This window comes from Pseudomonas resinovorans NBRC 106553 (genome assembly GCF_000412695.1).
Lineage (GTDB): Bacteria > Pseudomonadota > Gammaproteobacteria > Pseudomonadales > Pseudomonadaceae > Metapseudomonas > Metapseudomonas resinovorans_A.
Window position 1 is genome coordinate 2,852,944 of the sequence record NC_021499.1, and the last position, 23,131, is coordinate 2,876,074.

Here is a 23,131-nt window from a genome sequence, read left to right on the forward strand (position 1 = left end):
ATGGACCTGAGCCATTACCGCATGAACTGGAATTACCCGACCTCGGTGCGGGTCGGTGTCGGCCGCATCGCCGAACTCCCCAAGGCTTGCCGGGAGTTGGGCATGCAGGCGCCGCTGCTGGTCACCGACCCGGGCCTGGCGACGCTGCCTATGATCGCCGAGGCGCAGCGCCAGTGCACGGATGCCGGGCTGAAGGCCGGGCTGTTCCATGGGATCAAGGGCAACCCCACCGGCCCCAACGTCGCCGACGGCGTGGCCGCCTTCAAGGCCGGCGGCCACGACGGGGTGATCGCCTTCGGCGGCGGCTCGGCTCTGGACGCCGGCAAGGCCGTCGCCCTGATGGTGGGGCAGGATCGTCCGCTGTGGGATTTCGAGGACATCGGCGACAACGCATCCAGGGTCAATGTCGCCGGCATGGCACCGGTGGTCGCGGTGCCGACCACCGCCGGCACCGGCTCGGAGGTCGGCCGCGCGGCGGTGATCACCGACGACCAGGCGCAGATCAAGCGCATCATCTTCCATGCCCGCATGCTGCCGGCCATCGTCATCCTCGACCCCGAACTGACCCTCGGCCTGCCGCCGAAGATCACCGCCGCCACCGGCATGGACGCGCTGTCCCACAGCCTGGAGGCCTACTGCTCGCCGCTTTACCACCCGATGGCCGAAGGCATCGCCCTGGAGGGCATGCGCCTGGTCAAGGACTACCTGCCCCGGGCCACCGCACGGGGCAGTGATGTGGAGGCACGGCTGCAGATGCTGGTGGCCTCCAGCATGGGCGCCACGGCCTTCCAGCGCGGTCTCGGCGCCATGCATGCCCTGGCCCATCCCCTGGGCGCGCTGTACGACGCCCACCACGGCATGCTCAACGCCGTGCTGATGCCCTATGTGCTGCAGGCCAACCGGGCACATATAGAAGGGCCGATGGTGCGCCTGGCGCGCTACCTCGGGCTGCCCAAGGCGGGTTTCGCCGGGGTGCTGGACTGGGTGGTTAACCTGCGCAGCGAGCTGGACATCCCCCACAGCCTGGCGGAAATCGGCATAGACGACGGGCGCATCGAGCAGATCGGGCGCATGGCCGAGGTCGACCCTTCGGCCGGCACCAACCCGGTCAGCCATGACGCCGCTACCTACAGCCGCATCTTCGAGAAGGCCCTGCACGGTCGCCTCTGAATTAATCTGATCAATGCAGCGGTGAGGTCCACCTGATCCGTGCCCTCGCGGGCCGTTCCCCTACCCACGAACCAGACCCTTGCCGGTGCACACCGGCCAGGGCCGTTGCTGGCTGTGGGTTCAACCTCGATGGGAGAACGGACATGACCGACTCATTCAGGGCGGTTGGCGGCTGCCGCTGCGACGACAACCCGGTGCGCTACGAATACAACGCCCGGCCGGCGGAAGTGCATGACTGCCTGTGCACCGACTGTACCGATATCTGCGGTGGTGCCATGGCGATAATCGCCGTGGTGGATCGCAAGGCCTTCAGCATCACCGCCAACGCCGACAAACTGAAGTGCTACCACTCCAAATCCACCTGCCACCGCTACTTCTGCTCGGAGTGCGGTTGCCACCTGTATCTGCACGTGGACGGCTTCCCCGATTTCCAGCTGGTCCATGTGCCCCCCCTGGATCGCGATTCCGAGGTCGGCGGCAAACCGGATCGCTATGTCTTCGTGCGCTCCAAGCACCCCCTGCTGACGTTGCCGGACGATGGCCTGCCACGCCACCAGGGCTGGGCCAACAGCGGCGAGGCGGTGGCCGCTTGACGCGCACGTTCCGTAGGTTGGCGTAGAGCGAAGCGAAACCCAACGATGTACGAACGTGCGGGTTCAGTCGGCGCTGGCCAGCACCTCGCGCAATGCCTCGAAGGCGGCCGTGGCGTAGCCCTGGCGCCATACCAGCAGGGTCTCCACTCGCATCAGCGGCACCTGGCGCAGGCGCGGCGGTTCGCGCAGCAGGTCCAGCACCGAGCGCGGCAGGATGCCGACGCAGGAGCCCGCCGCCACGCAGGCGAGGATGGCGTGGTAGGACCCCACCTGTTGCACCTTCGCTGGCGGGCGACCTTCGACGGACAGCCAGTCCTCGGCGATCTGCCGGTAGGTGCAGCCTTCGGCGAAACCCGCCAGGCCGCGTACCTGTACATCCGCCGGGTCCGCCACCGGCGGATGGTCGGCGGGAAGCACCAGCAGCAGTTCCTCCTCGAACACCGGCCGGGCCTCCAGGTCCAGCTGGGCGATTTCCTCCCGGCCCCTGGGCCAGGCCACCAGCGCGCAGTCCAGGCGCCGCGCCAGCACGCCGTCCAGCAGCGCCTGGCTGGTGCCGGTGCTGACCTCCAGTTCCACCTCCGGGCAGCGGCCATGGAATCGCACCAGCGGGGCGGGCAGGCGGCTGGCGGCGGTGCTCTCCATGCTCCCCAGGCGCAGGCGGCCGCCCGGCCGTTGCGGGTGCATGGACTGACGCGCTTCATCGGCCAGGGCCAGCAGGCGCTCGCTGTAGTCGAGGAAGGTCTGGCCGCGATCGGTGAGGGTCATGCGCTTGCCGTCGCGGAGGAAGAGCGGGGCGCCCAGCTCCTCCTCCAATTGGCGAATCCGCGTGGTGACGTTCGACTGTGCCCGCTGCAAACGCTGGGCGGCGCGGGTCACGCTGTGCTCCAGGGCCACGGCGCGGAAAATCTCCAGGCTGGATAGATCCATGGATTTAAATCTCTTATAGAGAATTAGATATTAAAATTATTCTCTATCTGAGATAGATTGGCCAGGTTTTCGTCGCACTCGGAGTCCCGTCACCATGTCTCTCACGCAACTGCTCGGCATCCGGCATCCCATCATCCAGGCCCCCATGGTGGGCGTTTCCACCCCGGCCCTGGCGGCCGCCGTCTCCAATGCCGGCGCCCTGGGCTCCATCGGTATCGGTGCCAGCACCCCGGAACAGGCCCGCGCCATGCTCGCGCAAACCCGCGCGCTCACCAGCGGTCCGTTCAACGTCAACCTGTTCTGCCATCGTCCGGCCGCGGCCGATGCCCAGCGCGAGGCCGCCTGGCTGGAACACCTGCGGCCGCTGTTCGCCGAGTTCGATGCCGAACCGCCGGCTGCGATCCGCGAGATCTACAAAAGCTTCCTCGACGACCCGGACATGCTGCAGATGCTGCTCGACGAGCGCCCGGCCGTCGTCAGCTTTCACTTCGGCCTGCCGCCACAAGGCTGGATCGACGCGCTCAAGGCCGCCGGCATCCGCCTGCTGGCCAGCGCCACCAATCTCGATGAGGCCCGCCTGGTAGAGGCAGCCGGAGTGGACGCCATAGTCGCCCAGGGCATCGAGGCCGGTGGCCACCGTGGAGTGTTCGAGCCGGAGCAGGGCGACGCGGCCATCGGCACCCTGGCCCTGGTTCGCCTGATTGCCAGCCAATGTCGCCTGCCGGTGATCGCCGCCGGTGGCATCATGGATGGCCAGGGCATAGCGGCGGCGCTGGCCCTGGGTGCCGCAGGCGCGCAGCTGGGTACCGCCTTCGTGCCATGTCCGGAATCGGCGGCCAACGCTGCCTACCTTGCGGCGCTGAAGGGGCCGCGCGCCCATGCCACGCGTATCACTGCTGCCATTTCCGGGCGTCCCGCGCGGGGCATGGTCAACCGCCTCTGGACCGACCTCGACAGCTCCCAGGCGCCGACGCTGCCGGACTATCCCACCACCTACGATGCCGCCAAGGCATTGCACGCGGCTGCCAGCGCCAAGGGCTGCAACGATTTCGCCGTGCAGTGGGCCGGCCAGGGCGCGCCGCTGGCGCGGGAGCTGCCGGCGGCGGAATTGGTGCAGGTGCTGGTGACGGAACTGAATACGGCGATGGGGTAGCCCTGGATATCGCCGCTCTCGGGCAGGCAGGCGAGGGCGGGAGATGAGGGCGTGGAGGGAAAGGTAGCAGGGCACACATCTGTTCGATAAACGCACCAATAGTCGATTATCGGATTGTTCGGGGGAGCGTCGGGGAGTACTTTTTCACCACCCGGCGCTCAATACGCCCTGGATAACAACACGAGATCGACCATGGCTGAAATCCTTTCCCTCCGCGAAGCCGTCGAACGTTTCATCAACGATGGCGACACCGTAGCCCTTGAGGGCTTCACCCACCTGATTCCCACTGCCGCGTCCCACGAGATCATCCGCCAGGGCAAGAAGAACCTGCACCTGGCGCGCATGACTCCCGACCTGGTCTATGACCTGCTGATCGGCGCCGGCTGCGCTCGCAAGCTGACCTTCTCCTGGGGTGGCAACCCCGGCGTGGGCTCGTTGCATCGCCTGCGTGACGCCGTGGAGAAACAGTGGCCCAACGCCCTGGAGATCGACGAGCACAGCCACGCCGACCTGGCCAACTCCTATGTGGCCGGTGCCTCGGGCCTGCCGTTCGCCGTGCTGCGTGCCTATGTCGGTTCCGACCTGCCCAAGGTCAACCCGAACATCAAGTTCATCAACTGCCCCTTCACCGGCGAGACGCTGGCTGCCGTTCCCTCGGTTCGCCCGGACGTCACCGTGATCCACGCGCAGAAGGCCGACCGCAAGGGCAACGTCCTGCTGTGGGGCATCCTCGGCGTGCAGAAGGAAGCGGCCCTGGCGGCCAAGCGTTGCATCGTCACCGTCGAAGAGATCGTCGACGACCTGAACGCACCGATGAACGCCTGCGTCCTGCCCACCTGGGCACTGACCGCCGTGTGCCATGTGCCGGGTGGCGCCCATCCGTCCTACGCCCATGGTTACTACGAGCGCGACAACCGCTTCTACCAGGCCTGGGACCCGATCGCCCGCAACCGCGAAACCTTCACCGCCTGGATCGATGAATACATCCGTGGCACCAAGGATTTCAGCGAGTTCCAGCAGAAGATCGCCCAAGCCAAGACTGCGGAGGCCAAGTGATGAGCGCCTACACCACTAATGAAATGATGACCGTGGCGGCTGCCCGTCGCCTGAAGAACGGTGCCGTCTGCTTCGTCGGCATCGGCCTGCCGTCCAAGGCCGCCAACCTGGCGCGCCTGACCTCGTCCCCGGACGTGGTACTGATCTACGAATCCGGCCCCATCGGCGCCAAGCCGACCGTGCTGCCGCTGTCCATCGGTGACGGCGAGCTGGCCGAAACCGCCGACACCGTAGTGCCCACTGGCGAGATCTTCCGCTACTGGCTGCAGGGCGGCCGTATCGACGTCGGCTTCCTCGGTGCCGCCCAGGTGGACCGCTTCGGCAACATCAACACCACCGTGATCGGCGACTACAACAGCCCGAAAGTGCGCCTGCCGGGTGCCGGCGGCGCTCCGGAAATCGCCGGTTCCGCCAAGGAAGTGCTGATCATCCTCAAGCAGTCCCACCGCACCTTCGTCGACAAGCTGGCCTTCATCACCTCCGTGGGCCACGGCGAGGGCGGCGACCACCGCAAGCAGCTGGGCCTGCCGGGCAAAGGTCCGGTGGCGCTGATCACCGACCTCTGCATCATGGAACCGGAAGCCGGCACCAGCGAATTCATCGTCACCTCGCTGCACCCGGGCGTAACCCGTGAGCAGGTGATCGAGAACACCGGCTGGGCCATCCGTTTTGCGCCGGACGTGGCCGAGACCCTGGCTCCCAACGAGACCGAACTGACCGCGCTGCGCGCCCTGGAAGCCCGCACCGCGGCCGCCCACGGCCAGCTGGGGGGTGAGGAATGAGCCGCGACGTCTACATCTGCGACGCCATCCGTACGCCCATCGGCCGCTTCGGCGGCTCCCTGGCTCCGGTGCGCGCCGACGACCTGGCCGCCGTACCGATCAAGGCCCTGGTCGAGCGCAACCCCCAGGTCAAATGGGACGAGCTGGATGAGGTGTTCCTCGGCTGCGCCAACCAGGCCGGCGAAGACAACCGCAACGTGGCGCGCATGGCGCTGCTGCTGGCCGGCCTGCCGGACAGCATTCCCGGCGTCACGCTGAACCGTCTTTGCGCTTCGGGCATGGACGCGGTGGGCACCGCCTTCCGCGCCATCGCCGCAGGCGAGATGGAGCTGGCCATCGCCGGTGGCGTGGAATCCATGTCCCGCGCCCCCTACGTGATGGGCAAGGCCGACAGCGCCTTTGGCCGCACCCAGAAGATCGAAGACACCACCATCGGCTGGCGTTTCATCAACCCGCTGATGAAGGCCCAGTACGGCGTCGACGCCATGCCGCAGACCGCGGACAACGTCGCTGACGACTACCAGGTTTCCCGCGCCGACCAGGACCTGTTCTCCGTGCGCAGCCAGCAGCGTGCCGGCCGTGCCCAGGCCGCAGGCTTCTTCGCCGAGGAAATCGTCCCGGTGGTGATCAAGGGCAAGAAGGGCGAGACCGTGGTCGACCAGGACGAGCACCTGCGTCCCGACACCACCCTCGAAGCCCTGGCCAAGCTGAAGCCGGTCAACGGTGAAGGCAAGACCGTCACCGCGGGCAACGCGTCGGGCGTCAACGACGGCGCCGTGGCGCTGATCCTGGCTTCCGCCGAGGCTGTCAAGAAGCACGGCCTGACCCCGCGCGCGAAAGTGCTCGGCATGGCCAGCGCCGGCGTCGCCCCGCGCGTCATGGGCATCGGCCCGGTGCCGGCGGTGCGCAAACTGATGGAACGCCTGAACCTGGCCATCGGTGACTTCGACGTGATCGAACTCAACGAAGCCTTCGCCGCCCAGGGCCTGGCCGTGATGCGTGAACTCGGCATCGCCGACGACAGCGACAAGGTCAACCCCAACGGTGGCGCCATCGCCCTCGGCCACCCCCTGGGTGCCAGCGGCGCGCGGCTGATCCAGACCGCCCTGCACCAGCTGGAGAAATCCGGCGGCAAGATCGGCCTGGCCACCATGTGCGTAGGGGTGGGCCAAGGCCTCGCCCTGGCCATAGAACGAGTCTGACCCACGTAGGATGGGTAGAGCCTGCGAAACCCATCAATTGCAACCCGCATGGGTTTCGCTCCGCTCTACCCATCCTACAGGTCGCCTGCGACTGTAAAGCTGGCCCGCAAGGGCCGGCTGCTATAAAACGAAACACCATCCCGAATTTCGGAGCACTGGCTTGAACAGCCCGAGCAACCAACTCTTCGATTCCTACTTCACGGCGCCGGCCATGCGCGCGGTCTTCTGCGACCGGGGCAGGGTGCAGGGCATGCTCGACTTCGAGGCCGCCCTGGCGCGTGCCGAAGCGAACGTGGGCCTGGTACCGAGGGACGCCGTGGCGTCCATCGTGGCGGCCTGCAACGCCGAACTCTACGATTACGCCGCCCTGGCCCAGGCCATCACCAGCGCCGGCAACTCGGCCATCCCGCTGGTGAAGGCCCTGGGCAAGCGGGTCGCGGCCCAGAGCAGCGAAGCCGAGCGCTACGTGCACCTGGGCGCCACCAGCCAGGACGCCATGGACAGCGGCCTGGTGCTGCAACTGCGCGCCGCCGTCGAACTGCTGGAGCGTGACCTCGCCGCCCTGGGCCAGGCCCTGGCGGTGCAGGCCGAGCGCTACGCCGACACGCCGCTGGCCGGTCGCACCTGGCTGCAGCAGGCCACCCCCGTCACCCTCGGCATGAAGCTCGCCGGCGTGCTGGGTGCCGTCACCCGCCATCGCCAGCGCCTGGCCGAACTCAAGCCACGGTTGTTCTGCCTGCAGTTCGGCGGTGCCTCCGGCAGCCTGGCCGCCCTTGGCGAGCAGGCCTGGCCGGTGGTCGAGGCCCTGGCCGGCGAGCTGCAACTGAACCTGCCCGACCAGCCCTGGCACACCCAGCGCGACCGCCTGGTGGAGTTCGCCAGCCTGCTGGGCCTGATCGCCGGCAGCCTCGGCAAACTGGGTCGCGACCTGAGCCTGCTGATGCAAACCGAAGCCGGCGAAGTCTTCGAGCCCTCGGCGCCGGGCAAGGGTGGCTCGTCCACCATGCCGCACAAGCGCAACCCGGTGAGCGCCGCCGTACTGATCGGCGCCGCCACCCGTGCGCCGGGCCTGGTGTCCACCATGTTCGCCGCCATGCCCCAGGAGCACGAGCGCAGCCTCGGCCTGTGGCACGCCGAATGGGAAACCCTGCCGGAGCTCTGCTGCCTGGTGTCCGGTGCCTTGCAGCAGGCATTGCTGGTCGTGCCCGGCCTGGAAGTGGATGCCGCGCGCATGCGCGAGAACCTCGACCTGACCCAGGGCCTGGTGCTGGCCGAAGCCGTGAGCATCGCGCTCGCCCAGCGCATCGGTCGCGACGCCGCCCATCACCTGGTGGAGCAGTGCTGCCGTCAGGCGGTGAAGGAGGGCGCCCACCTGCGCGCCGTGCTCGGCGCCAACCTTGAGGTCACCGCACAACTTTCCGCCGCCGAGCTGGACCGCCTGCTCGACCCGGCCCATTACCTTGGCCAGGCCCGCCGCTGGGTGGACCGCGCACTGGCCGAACACCAACAGATTTCGCGTTAGGAGCCTTGCATGCCTGCTGTAACCCTCGCCGATGGCAACCTGAACTACCAACTGGAAGGCCCCGCCGGCGCGCCGGTGCTGGTGTTGTCCAACTCCCTGGGCACCGACCTGCACATGTGGGACGCGCAGATCCCGGCCTTCACCCAGCACTTCCAGGTGCTGCGCTACGACACCCGTGGCCACGGCAAGTCCCTGGTCAGCGAAGGCCCCTACAGCATCGAGCAGCTGGGCGGCGACGTGCTGGCCCTGCTAGACGCCCTGGACATCCAGAAGGCGAGCTTCTGCGGCCTGTCCATGGGCGGCCTGATCGGCCAGTGGCTGGCCATCAACGCCCCTGAGCGCATCGAGCGCCTGGTGCTGTGCAACACCGCCGCCAAGATCGGCACCCCGGAAGTCTGGAACCCGCGCATCGACACCGTGCTGTCCGGCGGCGCCCAGGCCATGCGCGACCTGCGCGATGCCTCGATTTCCCGCTGGTTCACCCCGGACTTCGCCGAGGCCCAGCCGGCCAAGGTCGAGCCCATTGTCGGCATGCTGGCGCAGACCTCCCCCGAGGGCTACGCCGCCAACTGCGCCGCCGTGCGCGACGCCGACTACCGTGAACAACTGGGCGCCGTGCGTGCCCCGACCCTGGTGGTCTGCGGCAGCGGCGACCCGGTGACCACCACCGAGCATGGCCGCTTCATGCAGGAACGCATCCAGGGTGCCGAGCTGGTGGAATTCCACGCCGCGCACCTGTCCAACGTGCAGGCCGGCGATGCCTTCAGCCAGCGCGTGCTGGATTTCCTCAAAGCCTGATTCACTTCCGGGGGAGCGAGAGCTTTCGCGAGCAGAGCTCGCTCCTACGGCCCCATTCGAGGAGTTCGCAATGGACGAGAAAGAACGCTACGAAGCCGGCATGCAGGTGCGCCGCGCGGTACTGGGCGACGCCCATGTGGACCGCAGCCTGCAGAACCTCACGCCGTTCAACGAAGAGTTCCAGGAAATGATCACCCGCCATGCCTGGGGTGATATCTGGACCCGCCCGGGCCTGCCCCGGCACACCCGCAGCCTGATCACCATCGCCATGCTCATCGGCATGAACCGCGAGGGCGAGCTGAAGCTCCACCTGCGCGCGGCGAAGAACAATGGCGTCACCCGCGAAGAGATCAAGGAAGTGATCATGCAGAGTGCCATCTACTGCGGTATCCCCGCGGCCAACGCGACCTTCCACCTGGCCGAGGCCGCGTGGGACGAGCTTGGGGTGGAATCGCTGCAAGACTGAGCCGTAGCAAGACGAAACGCCGCCCGGACCACGCATCCGGGCGGCGTTTTTTATTGGGGGCATTGTTTTCTTGTAGGGGCGAATTCATTCGCCAAGGGCGACGTAGTCGCCCCTTGATAAGACCCTGGGCAGGCCTTCGGCCTGCTTGGCGATTGAAATCGCCCCCACAGAAAGGCCAGGGCGACCCGTGTCAGGCATCCCACTCCGGTGCGAACTCCGGGCTGACCACACGCTTGCCCTTGGGCAGGGCGGCGATCAGGGCGCGGTCGGCGTCGTCCAGTTGCACCTTCAGGGCATCCAGGTTGGCCTGCTGGTTGGCGCGGCTGGAGGCTTTCGGGATGGCGGCCACGCCGTCCTGGTCCAGCAGCCATTTCAGCGCCACCTGGCTCGGCAGCACGCCGTGCTTGGCGGCGATCTCGCGGATCGCCGGTTGCTCGGCGGCCAGGCCACGGGCCAAGGGGGTGTAGGCGGTCAGCGCCAGGCCGTGGGCGCGGGCGTAGTCCAGCAAGTGTTGCTGGTCGAGCAGCACGTGGTACTCCACCTGGATGGCCGAGAGGGGCGCGCCCAGCTCTTCCACCACCTGGCGCAGCAGGGCCAGGGGGAAGTTGGCGACGCCGATGTTGCGCGCCTTGCCTTCCTCGCGCAGGGCGACCAGGGTCTCGATGCTGCGCCGCAGGTCCCAGTCCTTCGCCGGCCAATGGATCATGAACAGGTCCACTTGCTCCGTGCCCAGGGCGCGCAGGCTGTCCTCCAGGGATTGGCGCATGGCGGCCGGCTGCAGCTTGTCCCACCAGACCTTGGTGGTCAGGTGGATGGCCTCGCGGGGCACCTGGGTCTGGCGCAGGGCCTGGCCCACGGCGTCCTCGTTCTCGTAGGCGGGGGCGGTATCGATATGGCGGTAACCCAGTTCCAGTGCCTGGACGACGGCAGCGGTGCATTCCTCGCCCTTCATCGGCCAGGTGCCCAGTCCCAGCTGGGGCATGTGCAGTCCGTTGGCGGTGGTCAGCGTGCGCATGGATGACTCCTTGTTCATTGGGGGGTGGCGCCGGCCGCGTGGCGGCCGGCGATGTAGCCGAAGGTCATGGCCGGCCCGAGGTTGATCCCGCCGGAGGGGTAGTGCCCGCCGAGGACGCTGGCCATGTCGGTACCTGCTGCATAGAGTCCGGGAATCGGCACGCCGTTCCCATCCAGCACCCGCGCCTGGCCATCGGTGCGCAGGCCGGCGAAGGTGCCGAAGCACCCGGGCTGCACTTTCACCGCATAGAAAGGCCCGTGCTCGATGGGCGCCACGCAGGGGTTGGGGCCGCTGTGCAGGGCATCGCCGGCGCGGCGGTTGAAGGGCGTGCTGCCGCGGCCAAACTCGGGGTCCTGGCCCTGGCGCGCGTGGTGGTTGAACGCCGCCACTGTGGTGGTCAGGCCCGCCGGATCGATGCCGCAGGCCTGCGCCAGTTCCACCAGGGTCCTGCCGCGCTTGAGGTAGCCATTGCGCAGGTGCGGCCAGAGCGGCAGCGGCGCGGGACGGGCGAAGCCCAGGCCGTAGCGGCGCTGGAAACGGTGGTCGCAGATCAGCCAGGAGCAGCTTTCCTCACCCTCGGGCAGCGCCTGGTTCATGGCGTCGACATAGTCGTAGTAGCCGCCGGCCTCGTTGACGAAGCGCTTGCCGTCCTTCAGCACGCCGATGATCCCGGGCTTGCCGCGATCGATGATGTGGGGGAAGTGGCCGACGCTGCCGTCGGGGTAGGGCACCTTGGAAACCGGGGCCCAGGCCACCGGGGAACGCAGGTCCTCGGCGACCCGGCCACCGGCGGACTCGCCCAGGCGCAGGCCGTCGCCGGAGCAGGACAGCGGGGGCAGGGCGAGGTTGTCGTGGCCGCTGGCATCGCGGGGGAACAGTGCCTTGCGCCGTGCCGGGTCATTGGGGAAGCCGCCGGCGGCCAGCACCACGGCGCGGGCGCGAATGGACAGCTCGGCGCCGCCCTGTTCCACCACGGCGCCACGTACCCGGCCGTCTTCCAGTATCAAGCGCTTGGCCGGCGTCGATTCCATCAGTCGCACGCCCAGGTCGTTGGCGGACTTGGCCAGGCGCGCCACCAGGGCCACGCCGTTGACCAGGTGCATGGCGCGGCCGTAGCGGGCCAGGTGGTAGAGGTGGGTGGTGAAGCGCCGGGTCACATGGATGAACGCGCGCAGGGAGCGGGTCATGCCGAGGAAGGCGGCCAGGTCGGCACCGGCCATGATCGGCATGCCGATGAAGGAAGTTTCGCGCATGGTCTTGCGCAGGCGCGGCAACAGGTCGCCGACCTCGCGGGCGTCGTAGGGCGCGGCGATCACCTGGTGCCCACCGGTGGCGGCGCCGGGGGTGTCGCCATGCATGTCCGGGATAGCGTTGCCGTCGACGAACTGCAGCGCGGTGTGCTGTTCGAAGAAACCGACCATTTCCGGGCAGGCTTCGAGGAAGGCGTCCACCAGTTCCGGGCGGAAGTGCTCGCCCAGTTCATTGCGCAGGTAGCTGCGCGGTTGCTCGAGGTCTTCCTCGATGCCGGCGCGACGTGCCAGCGGATTGCGCGGCACCCACATCCAGCCGCCGGACCAGGCGGTGGCGCCGCCGAACACCGGTGCCTTCTCCAGGACAATCACCTTCTGCCCGTGATGGGCCGCCGTAACCGCAGCGGCGAGGCCCGCCGCGCCGGAGCCGATGACCAGCAGGTCGCATTCGAGGCTGTTTGGGGTAGGGCTTGCGGCAGGCATTTCGGTAGATCCTTAAATAGTGGAACCATGTTCCGTATTTTATGGATGGCCTTCGCAGGTACCAAGCGAAAGCGTCTGGAAATGGCCGGTCAGCGAACGGAATAGGCGCTGGCGCTAGTCGTAGGATGGGTAGAGCGAAGCGAAACCCATCAGCGGGGTTCGATGGGTTTCGCAATACCCGGCTCCATAAAAAAGCCCGCCGAAGAGGCGGGCCAAAGGGGTCATTGCACGCAGACCAAAGGATCAGAGGATCGACAGCGGGTAGCTGATGATCAGGCGGTTCTCGTCGAATTCGTTGTTGTTGAAGTCGCGGCGGATGCTGGAGTTGCGCCAGCGCACGTTGAGCGCCTTGAGCGCACCGCTCTGCACGGTGTAGCCCAGCTCGCTTTCCCGGACCCATTCCTTGCCGTCGGTGACCGCGCCCACTTCGGCGTCCTCGCCGCTGATGTAGCGGTTCATCAGGGTCAGGCCGGGTACGCCGAGGGCGGCGAAGTTGTAGTCGTGGCGCACCTGCCAGGACTTCTCCCGGGCGTTGTCGAAACTGGAGTTGTAGCTGTCGTTGGCCAGGGTGCCGCCGCTGGTGCCGTTGACGCGCATCCAGGCGTCGTCGCCGCCGACGCGTTGCAGGCCGACATAGAAGGTGTGGCCGCCGTACTTGGCCGAGAGCAGGGCGGACCAGGTGTGGTTGTCCAGGTCGCCGGCCAGGGCGCTGCCGTTTTCCTTGCCGTTGAAGTAGCCGAGGTTGGCGCCCAGGGTCCAGTCGCCCACCGGCTGGCTGTGCATCACCTGCAGGTATTGTTGCTGGTAGATGTCTTCCAGCTCGGCGTACCACAGGCCCACCAGGGTGCGCTTCTCGTTGAAGGCGTATTCGCCGCCGGCGAAGTTGAAGCGGTCGGAGGTGAAGGCCGCGCGGCCGTTCATCGACATGTCTTCCATGCTCGCGTCGTTACGCGGGCTGTTCTGGCGGAACTGGCCACCGTAGAGGGTCAGGCCGTCGATTTCCTGGGACGTCACCTGGCCGCCACGGAAGGTCTGCGGCAGGGAGCGGCCGTCGTCGGAGCGCAGGATCGGCAGCACCGGCATCCACTCGCCCACCTTCAGCTCGGTCTTGGACACACGCATCTTGCCGGCCACGCCCAGGCGGCCGAAGTCGTCGGCCGGACGGCCATCGCTGTGCACCGGCAGCAACTGGGTGCCGCGGGTGCCGCGGCCGCCGTCGAGCTTGACCGAGAGCAGGCCGAGCATGTCGACGCCGAAGCCCACCGGCCCTTCGGTGAAGCCCGAGCGGGCATCGAGGATGAAGTTCTGGGTCCACTCCTCGGCCTTGCTCTGGGGGTTGGTCGGGTTCACGAAGTTGCGGTTGATGTAGAAGTTGCGCAGGTTCAGGCCAACCGTGGCGTCTTCGACGAAACCGTGCTCGTCGGCGGCCTGCACGGGCAGGGCGGCCAGGGTGACGGCGGCGGCGAGAATGCAGGGGACGAAGCGTTGGGGCTGGCGGCGGATGGGGTTCATGCTCGTGTTGGCCTCTTTGATTGTTGTTTTGCGGGTGCGCAGGCACCCCTTCGCGGCGAAAGCGCGATGACTGGTCAAGGGGATGGAACCGGGGTGTCAGCGGGTCTTGCGGCGCTCGAACAGGCGCGCGAGGCAGCGCTGCAAGCGGTCACCCAGGTGGTCGCCCAAGCGCTCGCCATGCGCCGGCTGGACCAGGGCAATGGAGGCGAAAGGAGACGCGCAATCGAAGAGCGGCCCGGGGGCGGGCGGCGAGGCAAGGGGGGTACGGGGCTGGAGCATCGTGGTCGACCTTTCTTGTATTTATGTCGGTAAACGGCGAGGCGTTGCATGGATCGCAGGCTGGTTGCGGCAACGCCTCGCACCTGGGACCGATAGTGAAATCCGCCGGCCTGTCGTTCAATTGATCGGGAACGCTTCTGTTCGATCATCGAACGAAAACTAACTATTCCGTACATTATTCGTGTCGAAATCCCGGAAACCCTTGTCGCGGTTCCAGGTTTCAGAGGGTGGCGGTTGTCTTTTAGAATCGGCCCACACCCACAAGGATCCCATCCCATGGCCGGCAGCCAGATCGAACGCGCCTTCAATCTCCTCGAACGCCTGACCCGCGACCCCGGCGGCGTGCCCATGCAGACCCTGGCCGATGAGCTGGACATTCCCAAGAGCGCCACTCACCGCATGCTGGCCGAGCTGATCCGCCTCGGCTATGTGCGCCAGAACCAGGAAAACAGCCGCTATCACCTGTCCACCCGGTTGGTGGCGATGGCCTTCCGTTACCTGGCGAGCAGCGGCGCGGATATCGTCCAGCCGATCCTCGACCGCCTGGCCCGGGAAACCGGCGAACTGGTGCGCCTGGGGGTGATCGAGGGCGACCGCCTGACCTGGATCGTCAAATCCCAGGGGGCGCGTTCCGGCTTGCGCTACGACCCGGACATGGGGCGTGACGCGCCGCTGTTCTACACCGCCTCCGGGCATGCCTGGCTGGCCAGCCTGAGCGACGCCGAGGCCTTGGGGCTGGTGGAGCGCCAGGGCGTGGGCGACCGCGCCGACTTCGGCCCCAACGCGCCGCGCTCCAATATCGAACTGCTGGAGCGCCTGCGCCTGGCCCGCGAGCGCGGCTATGCCTGGGTGGTGGAAAGTTCGGCGCTGGGCACCTCGGCCCTGGCCTGCGTGGTGCGCGACCCGCAAAGCGGTCGTGCCATCGGCGTGCTGAGCGTCGCCGGCCCCAGCGCGCGTCTGCCCGAGGAGCGCATGCACGACGTGGCGCCGCAGCTGCTGGAGGCCAGCGCGGAGCTTTCCGCGGCGAGCCAGGCGTCGGAATTCTTCGTCTGATCCATCGGCGTTGATTCCCTGTCGACGCCCTCCCTTCAAGGGTGGATGGCGCTCTTCCATCCACCAGCGACGCTATGCCGGACCTCGGATGGTGGACCGGTGAAGCGTGATCCACCCAGTCAGTGGCCCAGATGAAATCCGGGGACCATCCGGCCGCCGCTCCCGGATTTCATCCGGGCTACGTTTCTCGACATCCCGTGTAGGAGCGAATTCATTCGCGAATGGCAGCGCAGCTGCCACGGCGGATTCGAGGGGCAGGCCTTCGGCCCGGTTCGCGATTGAAATCGCTCCTACAGGTTCATCGCGGAAAATCTCTTCTTGCGAAAATGTGGAACCTTGTTCTAAATATCGCTAGAACGATTGTGGAACCCGATTCCGAGAACAGCATGACCGACCGAATTTTCTCCCTTGCCGCCTTGACCGTCCTCGAACTCTCGCCGCCGCAGATGGTGGAAGTGGCCGCGCGCACCGGTTACAGCCACGTCGGGCTGCGCCTGGTGCCGGCCACGCCGGAGGAATATCACTTCCCGCTGGTGGCCGATGCCGCCCTGCGTCGCCAGACCCTCGAGCGCCTGCGCGATACCGGGATCAAGGTGATGGATATCGAAATCCTGCGCCTCAAGGCGGACACCCGTGTGGCCGATTTCGAGCCCATCCTGGCGGCGGGCGCGGAGTTCGGCGCCAGCGAGGTGCTGGTGGCCGGCAACGATGGCATTGAGGCGCGCCTGACCGACAACTTCGCCGCTTTCTGCGACCTGGCCGCGCCCTATGGCATTCACCCGAGCCTGGAGTTCATGCCCTGGACCGATGCCCGCGACCTGACCCAGGCGCTGCGCATCGTCGAGAACGCCGGGCGTGATAACGGCGGGGTGCTGGTGGATGCCTTCCACTTCAATCGTTCGGCATCCAGCCTGGAAGACCTGGCCCGGGTGGCGCCATCGCGCCTGCGCTACGCCCAGCTCTGCGATGTAGCCGGGCCGCGACCGGACGACATGGACGAGATACTGCGCCAGGCGCGCAACGAGCGACGCTTCCCCGGTGATGGCGACTGCGACCTGGTCGGCCTGCTGCGCACGCTGCCCCACGACATCCCGCTCAGCCTGGAGATTCCCACGCGGCAGCTGATGGAGCAGGGCGTCAGCGGCGAGGAGCGCGCGCGGATGGCGATGGACAAGGCGCGCGTGCTCCTCGAGCGGATCTGAGTTCCACTTTGCGCGCGGTCGGCTGGGCCGCGTGCCTTTTTTCGAGTGACCCATGAGCATCAGTACCCCGCTGTCCGGAGCCAACCAACCGCTGCGGGGCATCCTGCTGGTGGTGCTGGCCACCTTTCTCTTCGCCGGGCACGATGCCCTCTCCAAATTCCTTGGCGGCCTCTACCCGGTGGTGATGGTGGTCTGGGTCCGCTACCTGGTGCATACCCTGCTGATGGCCGGCATCTTCCTGCCCAGCGCGGGCCTGCGCGTACTGCGGACCAAGCGACCGCTGCTCCAGCTGCTGCGTGCGCTGAGCCTGCTCAGCACCAGCCTGCTGTTCACCGCCGGCCTGCAATACATCCCCCTGGCCGAAGCCACGGCGGTGAACTTCCTGGCACCGGTGCTGGTGACGGCGCTCTCGGTGCCGCTGCTGAAAGAGAAGGTCAGCCTCGGGCAATGGCTGGTCGTGGTGATGGGCTTCATCGGTGTGCTGGTGATCGTGCATCCGGGCGGTGAGCTGTACACCCCGGCGGTGCTGCTGCCGTTCTGCTCGGCCCTGGGCTTCTGCTTCTACCAGATCCTCACCCGCCTGGTCGCCAGCCACGACAGCCCGACCACCAGCAACTTCTTCGCCGGCCTGTGCAACACCCTGGTGATGAGCGCTCTGGTGCCGTTCTTCTGGCAGGTGCCGAGCCTGGGCCATGGCCTGCTGATGCTGGCCCTGGGTGCCGCCGGGATGACCGCGCACCTGCTGTTGACCCAGGCGTTCCGCCTGGCGGCGCCGGCGCTGCTGGCGCCATTCGGCTACTGCCAGATCGTGTTCGCCGGCTTGCTGGGCTTCCTGATCTTTTCCCATGTGCCCGAAACCAGCACCCTGGTGGGCATCGCCATCATCTGCCTGAGCGGCCTGGGCGCCGCGTGGATGCAGCGCCGCGCCTGAGGCGGTATGGCTTGGCCGTAGGATGGGTTGAGCGGAGCGATACCCATGCGGTCCGGATTGATGGGTATCGCAAGCTCAGAGGAGCGCCGCCCGAACCATCCTACGGACCGGCTACAGCCGGAACCGCACCACCCGTTCCTGCAGTTCCAGGGCAAGGCGCGACAACTCCTGGCTGGCGTCCTTGACCTGGGCCGAGGCTTCGGCGCTGCGGTGGGACAGGTCGCTGATGTTCAGCAGGTTGCGATCCACCTCGCGGGCCACCTGGGCCTGTTCCTCCGACGCGCTGGCGATCACCAGGTTGCGTTCGTGGATCTCCTCCATGGCCCGGGTGATGGCGTCCAGCGCGGCACCCGCGCGTTCGGCGATTTCCAGGGTGCTGGCGACCCGCTGGCTATTGCCTTCCATGGATTGCACCACGCCATCGGTGCCGCTCTGCACGTTGGCGATCATCTGCTCGATCTCCCGCGTCGACTGCTGGGTGCGGTGGGCGAGGGCGCGGACCTCGTCGGCCACCACGGCGAAGCCGCGTCCCGCTTCGCCGGCGCGGGCCGCTTCGATCGCCGCATTGAGGGCCAGCAGGTTGGTCTGCTCGGCGATGGCGCGGATCACGTCCAGTACCTTGCCGATTTCCCGCGATTGCTCGGCCAGGGCTTGCACCTGGGCGGAGGCGGTGTGCACTTCGCCGCGCACCCGCTGGATCGAGCCGATGGTTTCCTCGACCCGCGCCTGGCCCTGGCTGGCCGCCGTGGCCGACTGGCGGGTGGCATCGGAGGTGGACACCGCGTTGCGCGCGACTTCTTCCACGGCGGTGGTCATTTCGGTGACCGCGGTGGCGGCCTGCTGGATTTCGTCGTGCTGCTGCAGCTGCCGTCCCGAGCTTTCCTCGGTGCCACGGCTCATCTGCTCGGCGGCGCCGGCCAGTTGCCGGGACGAGCCGGCGATCAGCTCCAGGGTGTCGCGCAGGCCCTGTTGCATGCGCGCCAGGGCGCCGAGCAGGCGGCCGGTTTCATCCTCGCCGCGGACCCGCACCGGTTGGCTGAGATCGCCCTCGGCGATGCGTTCGGCCACCGCCACGGCGTCGCGGATCGGCCCCACTATGCTGCGGGTCAGCAGCCAGGCGAGGAGGGCGGTGAGCAGGGCCACCGCCAGCAGGGCGCCGATTACGGTGCGCTTGACCCCGGCATACAGGTCGTCGGCGTGCTGCGCGGAGCGGGCGACTTCCTCGCTGGTCAGCTTCATCAGCAGGGCGAACTGATCGCCGGTGCGGGTGGACAGCGCCTGGATCTCGCCATTGAGCAGCCGGCTCATCTCTTCCAGGCGGCCATCGGCGGAGAGTTGTTCGTAGCGATCCAGCACCTGGCTGTACTCGGCCACCGTGGCGGCGAAGGCCTGGTACTGCTGGCGGTTGTAGTCGCGCACCAGGGGTTGGAATTTCTTCAGGGCCTGGTCGAGCCAGCCTTCCACCAGGTGCAGGCGCTCGACGGTGGGGCCGAGGACCTCGGGCTCGCGGTTCAGCGCCATGCGCAGGCTCAGTACGCGGATGCTGAGGATGTAGTCGCGGATCTCGCCCAGGTAGCGGGTGCTGGGCAGCGATACGTTCTCGGTGTGCTGGCCGGTGGCGCGTACTTCCGCCACCTGGCGCAGGGCGAACAGGCCCTGCAGCAGGACCAACAGGGCGATCAGGCCGAAGCTGACCAGGGCGCGGCGGGCGATGCTGAGACGAAGGAATGCCATGCTCATCTCCATTGTCATGAGCGGTGAAGGTCGATCCGTGGAAACGAAGAGGGCCCCGATTGGGGCCCTCTTCGCTTGCGGTTGGCGCTATCAGTGGCTGACGGCGCGCATGCTGTTGGCGCGGTTGGTTTCGTACTCCTGCTTGTCCATCGGCTTGGCGCCCGGTTTGCCGAGGTCTTCCATGGCCAGGCGGTTGGTTTCCGGCGCGATGTAGGCGGCCAGGGCGCAGACGCAGGTGATAAGGAAGGCCAGGCTGCCGACCACCAGCGGGATGTTCTCCGAACCGGGCGGGGCGACGGCGGCGAAGATGGCCGGGAGCATCGCGGTGAGCATGGTGCCCATGTTCTGGGCGATGGCCATGGCCGAGACGCGGTAGCGGGTCTGGAACAGCTCCGGGTAGAAGCTCGGGAACACCGCGTTGTAGCCCTGGTAGACCATGCCCCACATCAGGATCGAGGTGGCGAAGGCCAGCGGCATGTTCTGGATGCTGATGGCGTAGAGGTAGACGAAGGCGAGCAGGCCCGAGCCCAGGCAGCCGGCGATCATGGTCGGGCGACGGCCGATCTTGTCGGAGAGGTTGCCGATGAAGGGGATCACCAGTACGGCGACGATGTTGCCCACCACCGGAATCCACAGGTAGACGCTCTTGTCGAAGCCGATGCCATAGGCCGGCTGCACCGCGTAGGCCGCACCGAAGATGGTGGCGACCACCGGGATCACGTTCATCAGGGCCATGAACATCACCAGGACCATGTGCTTCCAGCTATGGCGGAAGGCTTCGGCGACCGGGGACTTGGCGACTTTCTGCTTGTTCTCTTCGTTGACGAAGGCCGGTGTCTCATGGACTTCGCGACGGATGATGAAGCCGGCTACCAGGACGAAGGCGCTGAGCAGGAACGGAATCCGCCAGCCCCACTCGTTGAAGGCTTCGCTCGGCATGAAGTAGGCCAGCGGCAGGAACACGGCGGCCGCCAGTACCTGGCCGGCCTGTACGCCCTGCAGGGTGAAGCTGGCGTAGAAGCCGCGCCGTCCGAACGGCGCGTGTTCGAGGATCATCGAGCTGGCACCGGAGATCTCGCCGGCCACGGCGAAGCCCTGTACCAGGCGCAGGAGCACCAGCAGGACGGGGGCGAGCATGCCGATGTCGTGGTAGGTCGGCAGCAGGCCGACGGCCATGGTGGAGATGCCCATCAGGAACATGCACAGCAGCAGTACGTTCTTGCGGCCGCGGGTGTCACCCCAGTGACCAAGCACGAATGCGCCCACCGGGCGGGCCAGGTAGCCCACGCCATAGGTCGCCAGCGAGGCGATGATGGCCATCTTCGGATCGGTGTTGGGGAAGAAGATCTGCGGGAAGATCAGGGCTGCCGCCTGGGCATAGATGAAGAAGTCGTAGTACTCCAGGGCGGAGCCTATCCATCCGCTGGCGGTTGCTTTCTTGGCTTGGGAGCTGGAGGGAGTAGCCATCGTTGTCTCCGTTGTTTTTGTTAGATGCCGGGCGAGCGGATGCGCTCGACACTGGGCCGGAGCGGCACGCATGCACGCTGTCGTGACCGGACTGGCGGACTGGCTGGAGTCTGCCCGGTTACTGCTGTCCGGTTGGGTTCAGGGGGGGCGGGTCAGATGGGCCGCGCGGCTGGGCGCAGTCGGACCTGGCGCCGGCGGGCGCGTACCGGGAGAGGAGGGGCTTCGATCAGGGAGCTGGAGGTGAGCATGAGCAGTTACCCGTTTCTTGAAATTGTTATGTAGTGACACTTGATTGCCATCGCAGGGCCTACCGGATGACTGGGCTGGCAGTGATGCCACCCGGTGGGTTGTCTGCAACATGGGGTTCATGTTGCGCAGTGATCGAAAAAGCGTCAATTCGATAACCGGCCTTTTGTGCGTTAATCGAACGCAAAACTAACTAGTTCGTACAATTGCGTTGCTGGGCTGACTTTACGCGCGAATAATCAATCCAGCTACGAAACCGAAGCATTTTTCGTATCCCTGGCCGATCCCCGTATTCCTGGCCGCTGACCGCAGAGCCGGCGCCCATCCACAAGGAGCTGAAGCATGCAGCGTTCCATTGCCACCGTCTCCCTGAGCGGTACCCTGCCGGAAAAACTCGAGGCCATCGCCGCCGCCGGTTTCGACGGGGTGGAGATCTTCGAGAACGATCTCCTGTACTACGCCGGCAGCCCCCGCGAAATTCGCCAGATGTGCGCCGACCTCGGAATCGCCATCACCCTGTTCCAGCCGTTCCGCGATTTCGAAGGCTGCCGCCGCGACCGCCTGCAGAAGAACCTCGACCGCGCCGAGCGCAAGTTCGACCTGATGCAGGAGCTGGGCACCGACCTGGTCCTGGTGTGCAGCAACGTCCAGCCCGACTCCCTCCCGGACGAGGAAATCCTCGTCGACGACCTGCGTCTGCTGGCCGAACGCGCCGGCGCCCGCAACCTGCGCATCGGCTACGAGGCGTTGGCCTGGGGCCGTCATGTGAACAGCTGGCAGCAGGTCTGGAACCTGGTGCGCCAGGCCGACCATCCGGCCCTGGGCGTGCTGCTGGACAGCTTCCATACCCTGTCCATCAAGGGCGACCCGAGCGCCATCGCCGAGATCCCCGGCGACAAGATCTTCTTCGTGCAGATGGCCGACGCGCCGCTGCTGGCCATGGACGTGCTGGAGTGGAGCCGGCATTTCCGCTGCTTCCCCGGCCAGGGCGAGTTCGACCTGGCGGGCTTCCTCGCGCCCATCATCCGCAGCGGCTATACCGGCCCGCTTTCCCTGGAAATCTTCAACGACGGTTTCCGCGCCGCGCCGCCCCGGGCCAACGCCGCCGACGGCCTGCGCTCCTTGCTCTACCTGGAGGAGAAGACCCGCAAGCTGCTGGCCAAGGACCCGGTGCCGCCGGCCAACCTGGACATTCTCTTCGCGCCGCCGCCGGCCAGCCGCTACGACGGTGTGGAGTTCCTCGAGTTCGCCGTGGACGAGGCCCAGGGCGCCAAACTGGCCGGCTGGCTGGAGCGCCTGGGCTTCGCCCGTGCCGGCCAGCACCGCTCCAAGAGCGTGAACCTGCTGCGCCAGGGCGATATCAATATCGTGCTCAACGCCGAACCCTATTCCTTCGCCCATGGCTACTTCGAGGCCCACGGCCCGTCGCTGTGCGCCACCGCCTTGCGGGTCAAGGACAGCACCAGCGCCCTGGAGCGCGCCCGCGAGTTCAAGGGCCAGCCGTTCCGCGGCCTGGTAGGTCCCAACGAGCGGGAAATCCCCGCCGTGCGCGCGCCGGACGGCAGCCTGATCTACCTGGTGGAGCAGGCGCCGGCCGGGCAGACCATCTATGACAGCGACTTCGTCCTCGATGCCGACGCCCCGCAGACCGGCCAGCTGGAACGGATCGACCACATGGCCCTGGCCCTGCCGGCCGACGGCCTGGACAGCTGGGTGCTGTTCTACAAGAGCGTGCTGGACTTCGAGGCCGACGACGAAGTGGTGCTGCCGGACCCCTACGGCCTGGTGAAGAGCCGCGCCCTGCGCAGCCGCTGCAGCAGCATCCGGTTGCCGCTGAACATCTCGGAGAACCGCAACACCGCCATTTCCCACGCGCTGTCCAGCTATGGCGGCTCGGGCGCGCACCACATCGCGTTCTCCTGCCAGGACATCTTCGCCGAGGTGAGCCGCGCCAAGGACGCCGGGGTGCCGCTGCTGGACATCCCGTTGAACTACTACGACGACCTGGCGGCACGTTTCGACTTCGACGACGAGTTCCTCAGCGAACTGGCCTACTACAACGTGCTCTACGACCGCGACGCCCAGGGCGGCGAGTTGTTCCACGTCTATACCGAGCCGTTCGAGGGGCGCTTCTTCTTCGAGATCCTGCAGCGCAAGAACGGCTATGTCGGCTACGGCGCGGCCAACGTCGCGGTGCGCCTGGCGGCCATGGCCAAGGCCCGCAGCGGGGCGCTCGCCAAGGCCAAGCTGTAAGGTCCTGGGGCCCGGCACAGCGTCTGTGCCGGGCTTC

At 67.0% G+C, this 23,131-nt stretch carries 20 protein-coding genes; 13 read left to right on the forward strand and 7 right to left on the reverse strand.

The window, feature by feature from the left end; translation table 11 throughout:
* Both PCA10_RS12865 and PCA10_RS29225 read left to right on the forward strand, forming a co-directional pair.
* On the forward strand, window positions 1–1,170 hold the full coding sequence (locus PCA10_RS12865) for an iron-containing alcohol dehydrogenase (protein WP_016492523.1): 1,170 nt from the start codon (window positions 1–3) through the stop codon (window positions 1,168–1,170).
* A gap of 143 nt (window positions 1,171–1,313) precedes the next feature.
* Window positions 1,314–1,763 (forward strand): GFA family protein, encoded by a 450-nt coding sequence (locus PCA10_RS29225; RefSeq protein WP_016492524.1) that lies wholly within the window; start codon window positions 1,314–1,316, stop codon window positions 1,761–1,763.
* A gap of 63 nt (window positions 1,764–1,826) precedes the next feature.
* Here PCA10_RS29225 and PCA10_RS12875 read toward each other — a convergent pair whose 3' ends face one another.
* Complete coding sequence (locus tag PCA10_RS12875; RefSeq protein WP_016492525.1) at window positions 1,827–2,690, reverse strand: LysR family transcriptional regulator; 864 nt, start codon at window positions 2,688–2,690, stop codon at window positions 1,827–1,829.
* A 94-nt stretch (window positions 2,691–2,784) separates the two neighbouring features.
* Between PCA10_RS12875 and PCA10_RS12880 the strand changes: the two genes are divergently transcribed.
* The 7 genes from PCA10_RS12880 to pcaC all read left to right on the forward strand — a co-directional run bounded on the left by PCA10_RS12880 (window position 2,785) and on the right by pcaC (window position 9,669).
* Entirely contained in the window at window positions 2,785–3,843 is a 1,059-nt protein-coding gene (locus PCA10_RS12880; protein ID WP_016492526.1) for an NAD(P)H-dependent flavin oxidoreductase, read from the forward strand.
* Window positions 3,844–4,035: 192 nt separating this feature from the next.
* On the forward strand, window positions 4,036–4,899 hold the full coding sequence (locus PCA10_RS12885) for a CoA transferase subunit A (protein ID WP_016492527.1): 864 nt from the start codon (window positions 4,036–4,038) through the stop codon (window positions 4,897–4,899).
* Complete coding sequence (locus tag PCA10_RS12890) at window positions 4,899–5,681, forward strand: CoA-transferase subunit beta (protein ID WP_016492528.1); 783 nt, start codon at window positions 4,899–4,901, stop codon at window positions 5,679–5,681. Before PCA10_RS12885 ends, PCA10_RS12890 begins: the two co-directional genes overlap by 1 nt.
* A complete protein-coding gene (gene pcaF, locus PCA10_RS12895; RefSeq protein ID WP_016492529.1) occupies window positions 5,678–6,883 on the forward strand; it encodes a 3-oxoadipyl-CoA thiolase in 1,206 nt (401 codons plus the stop codon). The genes PCA10_RS12890 and pcaF overlap by 4 nt, the downstream gene beginning before the upstream one ends.
* Before the next feature lie 160 nt (window positions 6,884–7,043).
* Window positions 7,044–8,405 (forward strand): 3-carboxy-cis,cis-muconate cycloisomerase, encoded by a 1,362-nt coding sequence (locus tag PCA10_RS12900; protein WP_016492530.1) that lies wholly within the window; start codon window positions 7,044–7,046, stop codon window positions 8,403–8,405.
* Window positions 8,406–8,414: 9 nt separating this feature from the next.
* A complete protein-coding gene (gene pcaD, locus PCA10_RS12905; RefSeq protein ID WP_016492531.1) occupies window positions 8,415–9,203 on the forward strand; it encodes a 3-oxoadipate enol-lactonase in 789 nt (262 codons plus the stop codon).
* 70 nt (window positions 9,204–9,273) lie between these two features.
* The gene (pcaC, locus tag PCA10_RS12910; protein WP_016492532.1) at window positions 9,274–9,669 is read left to right on the forward strand and encodes a 4-carboxymuconolactone decarboxylase; all 396 of its coding nucleotides are present in this window, start codon (window positions 9,274–9,276) and stop codon (window positions 9,667–9,669) included.
* Between the two features lie 190 nt (window positions 9,670–9,859).
* Here pcaC and PCA10_RS12915 read toward each other — a convergent pair whose 3' ends face one another.
* From PCA10_RS12915 to PCA10_RS12930, 4 genes are all read right to left on the reverse strand, one after another.
* Window positions 9,860–10,684, reverse strand: coding sequence for an aldo/keto reductase (locus tag PCA10_RS12915; protein ID WP_016492533.1), 825 nt, complete (start codon window positions 10,682–10,684; stop codon window positions 9,860–9,862).
* Between the two features lie 14 nt (window positions 10,685–10,698).
* Window positions 10,699–12,417: an FAD-dependent oxidoreductase gene (locus tag PCA10_RS12920; RefSeq protein WP_016492534.1), complete on the reverse strand. Its 1,719-nt coding sequence runs from the start codon at window positions 12,415–12,417 to the stop codon at window positions 10,699–10,701.
* Window positions 12,418–12,660: 243 nt separating this feature from the next.
* On the reverse strand, window positions 12,661–13,929 hold the full coding sequence (locus PCA10_RS12925; RefSeq protein ID WP_016492535.1) for an OprD family porin: 1,269 nt from the start codon (window positions 13,927–13,929) through the stop codon (window positions 12,661–12,663).
* A gap of 96 nt (window positions 13,930–14,025) precedes the next feature.
* Entirely contained in the window at window positions 14,026–14,208 is a 183-nt protein-coding gene (locus PCA10_RS12930; RefSeq protein WP_016492536.1) for a hypothetical protein, read from the reverse strand.
* Window positions 14,209–14,484: 276 nt separating this feature from the next.
* Here PCA10_RS12930 and PCA10_RS12935 point away from each other — a divergent pair, with 276 nt between their 5' ends.
* From PCA10_RS12935 to PCA10_RS12945, 3 genes are all read left to right on the forward strand, one after another.
* The gene (locus PCA10_RS12935) at window positions 14,485–15,261 is read left to right on the forward strand and encodes an IclR family transcriptional regulator (RefSeq protein WP_016492537.1); all 777 of its coding nucleotides are present in this window, start codon (window positions 14,485–14,487) and stop codon (window positions 15,259–15,261) included.
* A 386-nt stretch (window positions 15,262–15,647) separates the two neighbouring features.
* Entirely contained in the window at window positions 15,648–16,463 is an 816-nt protein-coding gene (locus PCA10_RS12940) for a sugar phosphate isomerase/epimerase family protein (RefSeq protein WP_041770698.1), read from the forward strand.
* A gap of 52 nt (window positions 16,464–16,515) precedes the next feature.
* Window positions 16,516–17,394, forward strand: a complete 879-nt coding sequence (locus PCA10_RS12945) for a DMT family transporter (protein WP_016492539.1) — start codon at window positions 16,516–16,518, stop codon at window positions 17,392–17,394.
* A gap of 111 nt (window positions 17,395–17,505) precedes the next feature.
* On the opposite strand, the gene PCA10_RS12950 is transcribed toward PCA10_RS12945, so the two are convergent.
* Together PCA10_RS12950 and PCA10_RS12955 are read right to left on the reverse strand one after the other, a co-directional pair.
* Entirely contained in the window at window positions 17,506–19,128 is a 1,623-nt protein-coding gene (locus PCA10_RS12950) for a methyl-accepting chemotaxis protein (RefSeq protein ID WP_016492540.1), read from the reverse strand.
* A 90-nt stretch (window positions 19,129–19,218) separates the two neighbouring features.
* Entirely contained in the window at window positions 19,219–20,595 is a 1,377-nt protein-coding gene (locus PCA10_RS12955) for an MFS transporter (protein WP_016492541.1), read from the reverse strand.
* A gap of 588 nt (window positions 20,596–21,183) precedes the next feature.
* Here PCA10_RS12955 and quiC point away from each other — a divergent pair.
* Window positions 21,184–23,094, forward strand: coding sequence for a 3-dehydroshikimate dehydratase QuiC (gene quiC, locus PCA10_RS12960; protein ID WP_016492542.1), 1,911 nt, complete (start codon window positions 21,184–21,186; stop codon window positions 23,092–23,094).
* Window positions 23,095–23,131 lie beyond the last annotated feature (37 nt).

Coding starts and splice junctions, on each gene's coding strand:
- PCA10_RS12865 (WP_016492523.1), top strand. CDS start 1: ATGGACCTGAGCCATTACCGCATGAACTGGAATTACCCGACCTCGGTG.
- PCA10_RS29225 (WP_016492524.1), top strand. CDS start 1,314: ATGACCGACTCATTCAGGGCGGTTGGCGGCTGCCGCTGCGACGACAAC.
- PCA10_RS12875 (WP_016492525.1), bottom strand. CDS start 2,690: ATGGATCTATCCAGCCTGGAGATTTTCCGCGCCGTGGCCCTGGAGCAC.
- PCA10_RS12880 (WP_016492526.1), top strand. CDS start 2,785: ATGTCTCTCACGCAACTGCTCGGCATCCGGCATCCCATCATCCAGGCC.
- PCA10_RS12885 (WP_016492527.1), top strand. CDS start 4,036: ATGGCTGAAATCCTTTCCCTCCGCGAAGCCGTCGAACGTTTCATCAAC.
- PCA10_RS12890 (WP_016492528.1), top strand. CDS start 4,899: ATGAGCGCCTACACCACTAATGAAATGATGACCGTGGCGGCTGCCCGT.
- pcaF (WP_016492529.1), top strand. CDS start 5,678: ATGAGCCGCGACGTCTACATCTGCGACGCCATCCGTACGCCCATCGGC.
- pcaD (WP_016492531.1), top strand. CDS start 8,415: ATGCCTGCTGTAACCCTCGCCGATGGCAACCTGAACTACCAACTGGAA.
- pcaC (WP_016492532.1), top strand. CDS start 9,274: ATGGACGAGAAAGAACGCTACGAAGCCGGCATGCAGGTGCGCCGCGCG.
- PCA10_RS12915 (WP_016492533.1), bottom strand. CDS start 10,684: ATGCGCACGCTGACCACCGCCAACGGACTGCACATGCCCCAGCTGGGA.
- PCA10_RS12920 (WP_016492534.1), bottom strand. CDS start 12,417: ATGCCTGCCGCAAGCCCTACCCCAAACAGCCTCGAATGCGACCTGCTG.
- PCA10_RS12925 (WP_016492535.1), bottom strand. CDS start 13,929: ATGAACCCCATCCGCCGCCAGCCCCAACGCTTCGTCCCCTGCATTCTC.
- PCA10_RS12930 (WP_016492536.1), bottom strand. CDS start 14,208: ATGCTCCAGCCCCGTACCCCCCTTGCCTCGCCGCCCGCCCCCGGGCCG.
- PCA10_RS12935 (WP_016492537.1), top strand. CDS start 14,485: ATGGCCGGCAGCCAGATCGAACGCGCCTTCAATCTCCTCGAACGCCTG.
- PCA10_RS12940 (WP_041770698.1), top strand. CDS start 15,648: ATGACCGACCGAATTTTCTCCCTTGCCGCCTTGACCGTCCTCGAACTC.
- PCA10_RS12945 (WP_016492539.1), top strand. CDS start 16,516: ATGAGCATCAGTACCCCGCTGTCCGGAGCCAACCAACCGCTGCGGGGC.
- PCA10_RS12950 (WP_016492540.1), bottom strand. CDS start 19,128: ATGGCATTCCTTCGTCTCAGCATCGCCCGCCGCGCCCTGGTCAGCTTC.
- PCA10_RS12955 (WP_016492541.1), bottom strand. CDS start 20,595: ATGGCTACTCCCTCCAGCTCCCAAGCCAAGAAAGCAACCGCCAGCGGA.
- quiC (WP_016492542.1), top strand. CDS start 21,184: ATGCAGCGTTCCATTGCCACCGTCTCCCTGAGCGGTACCCTGCCGGAA.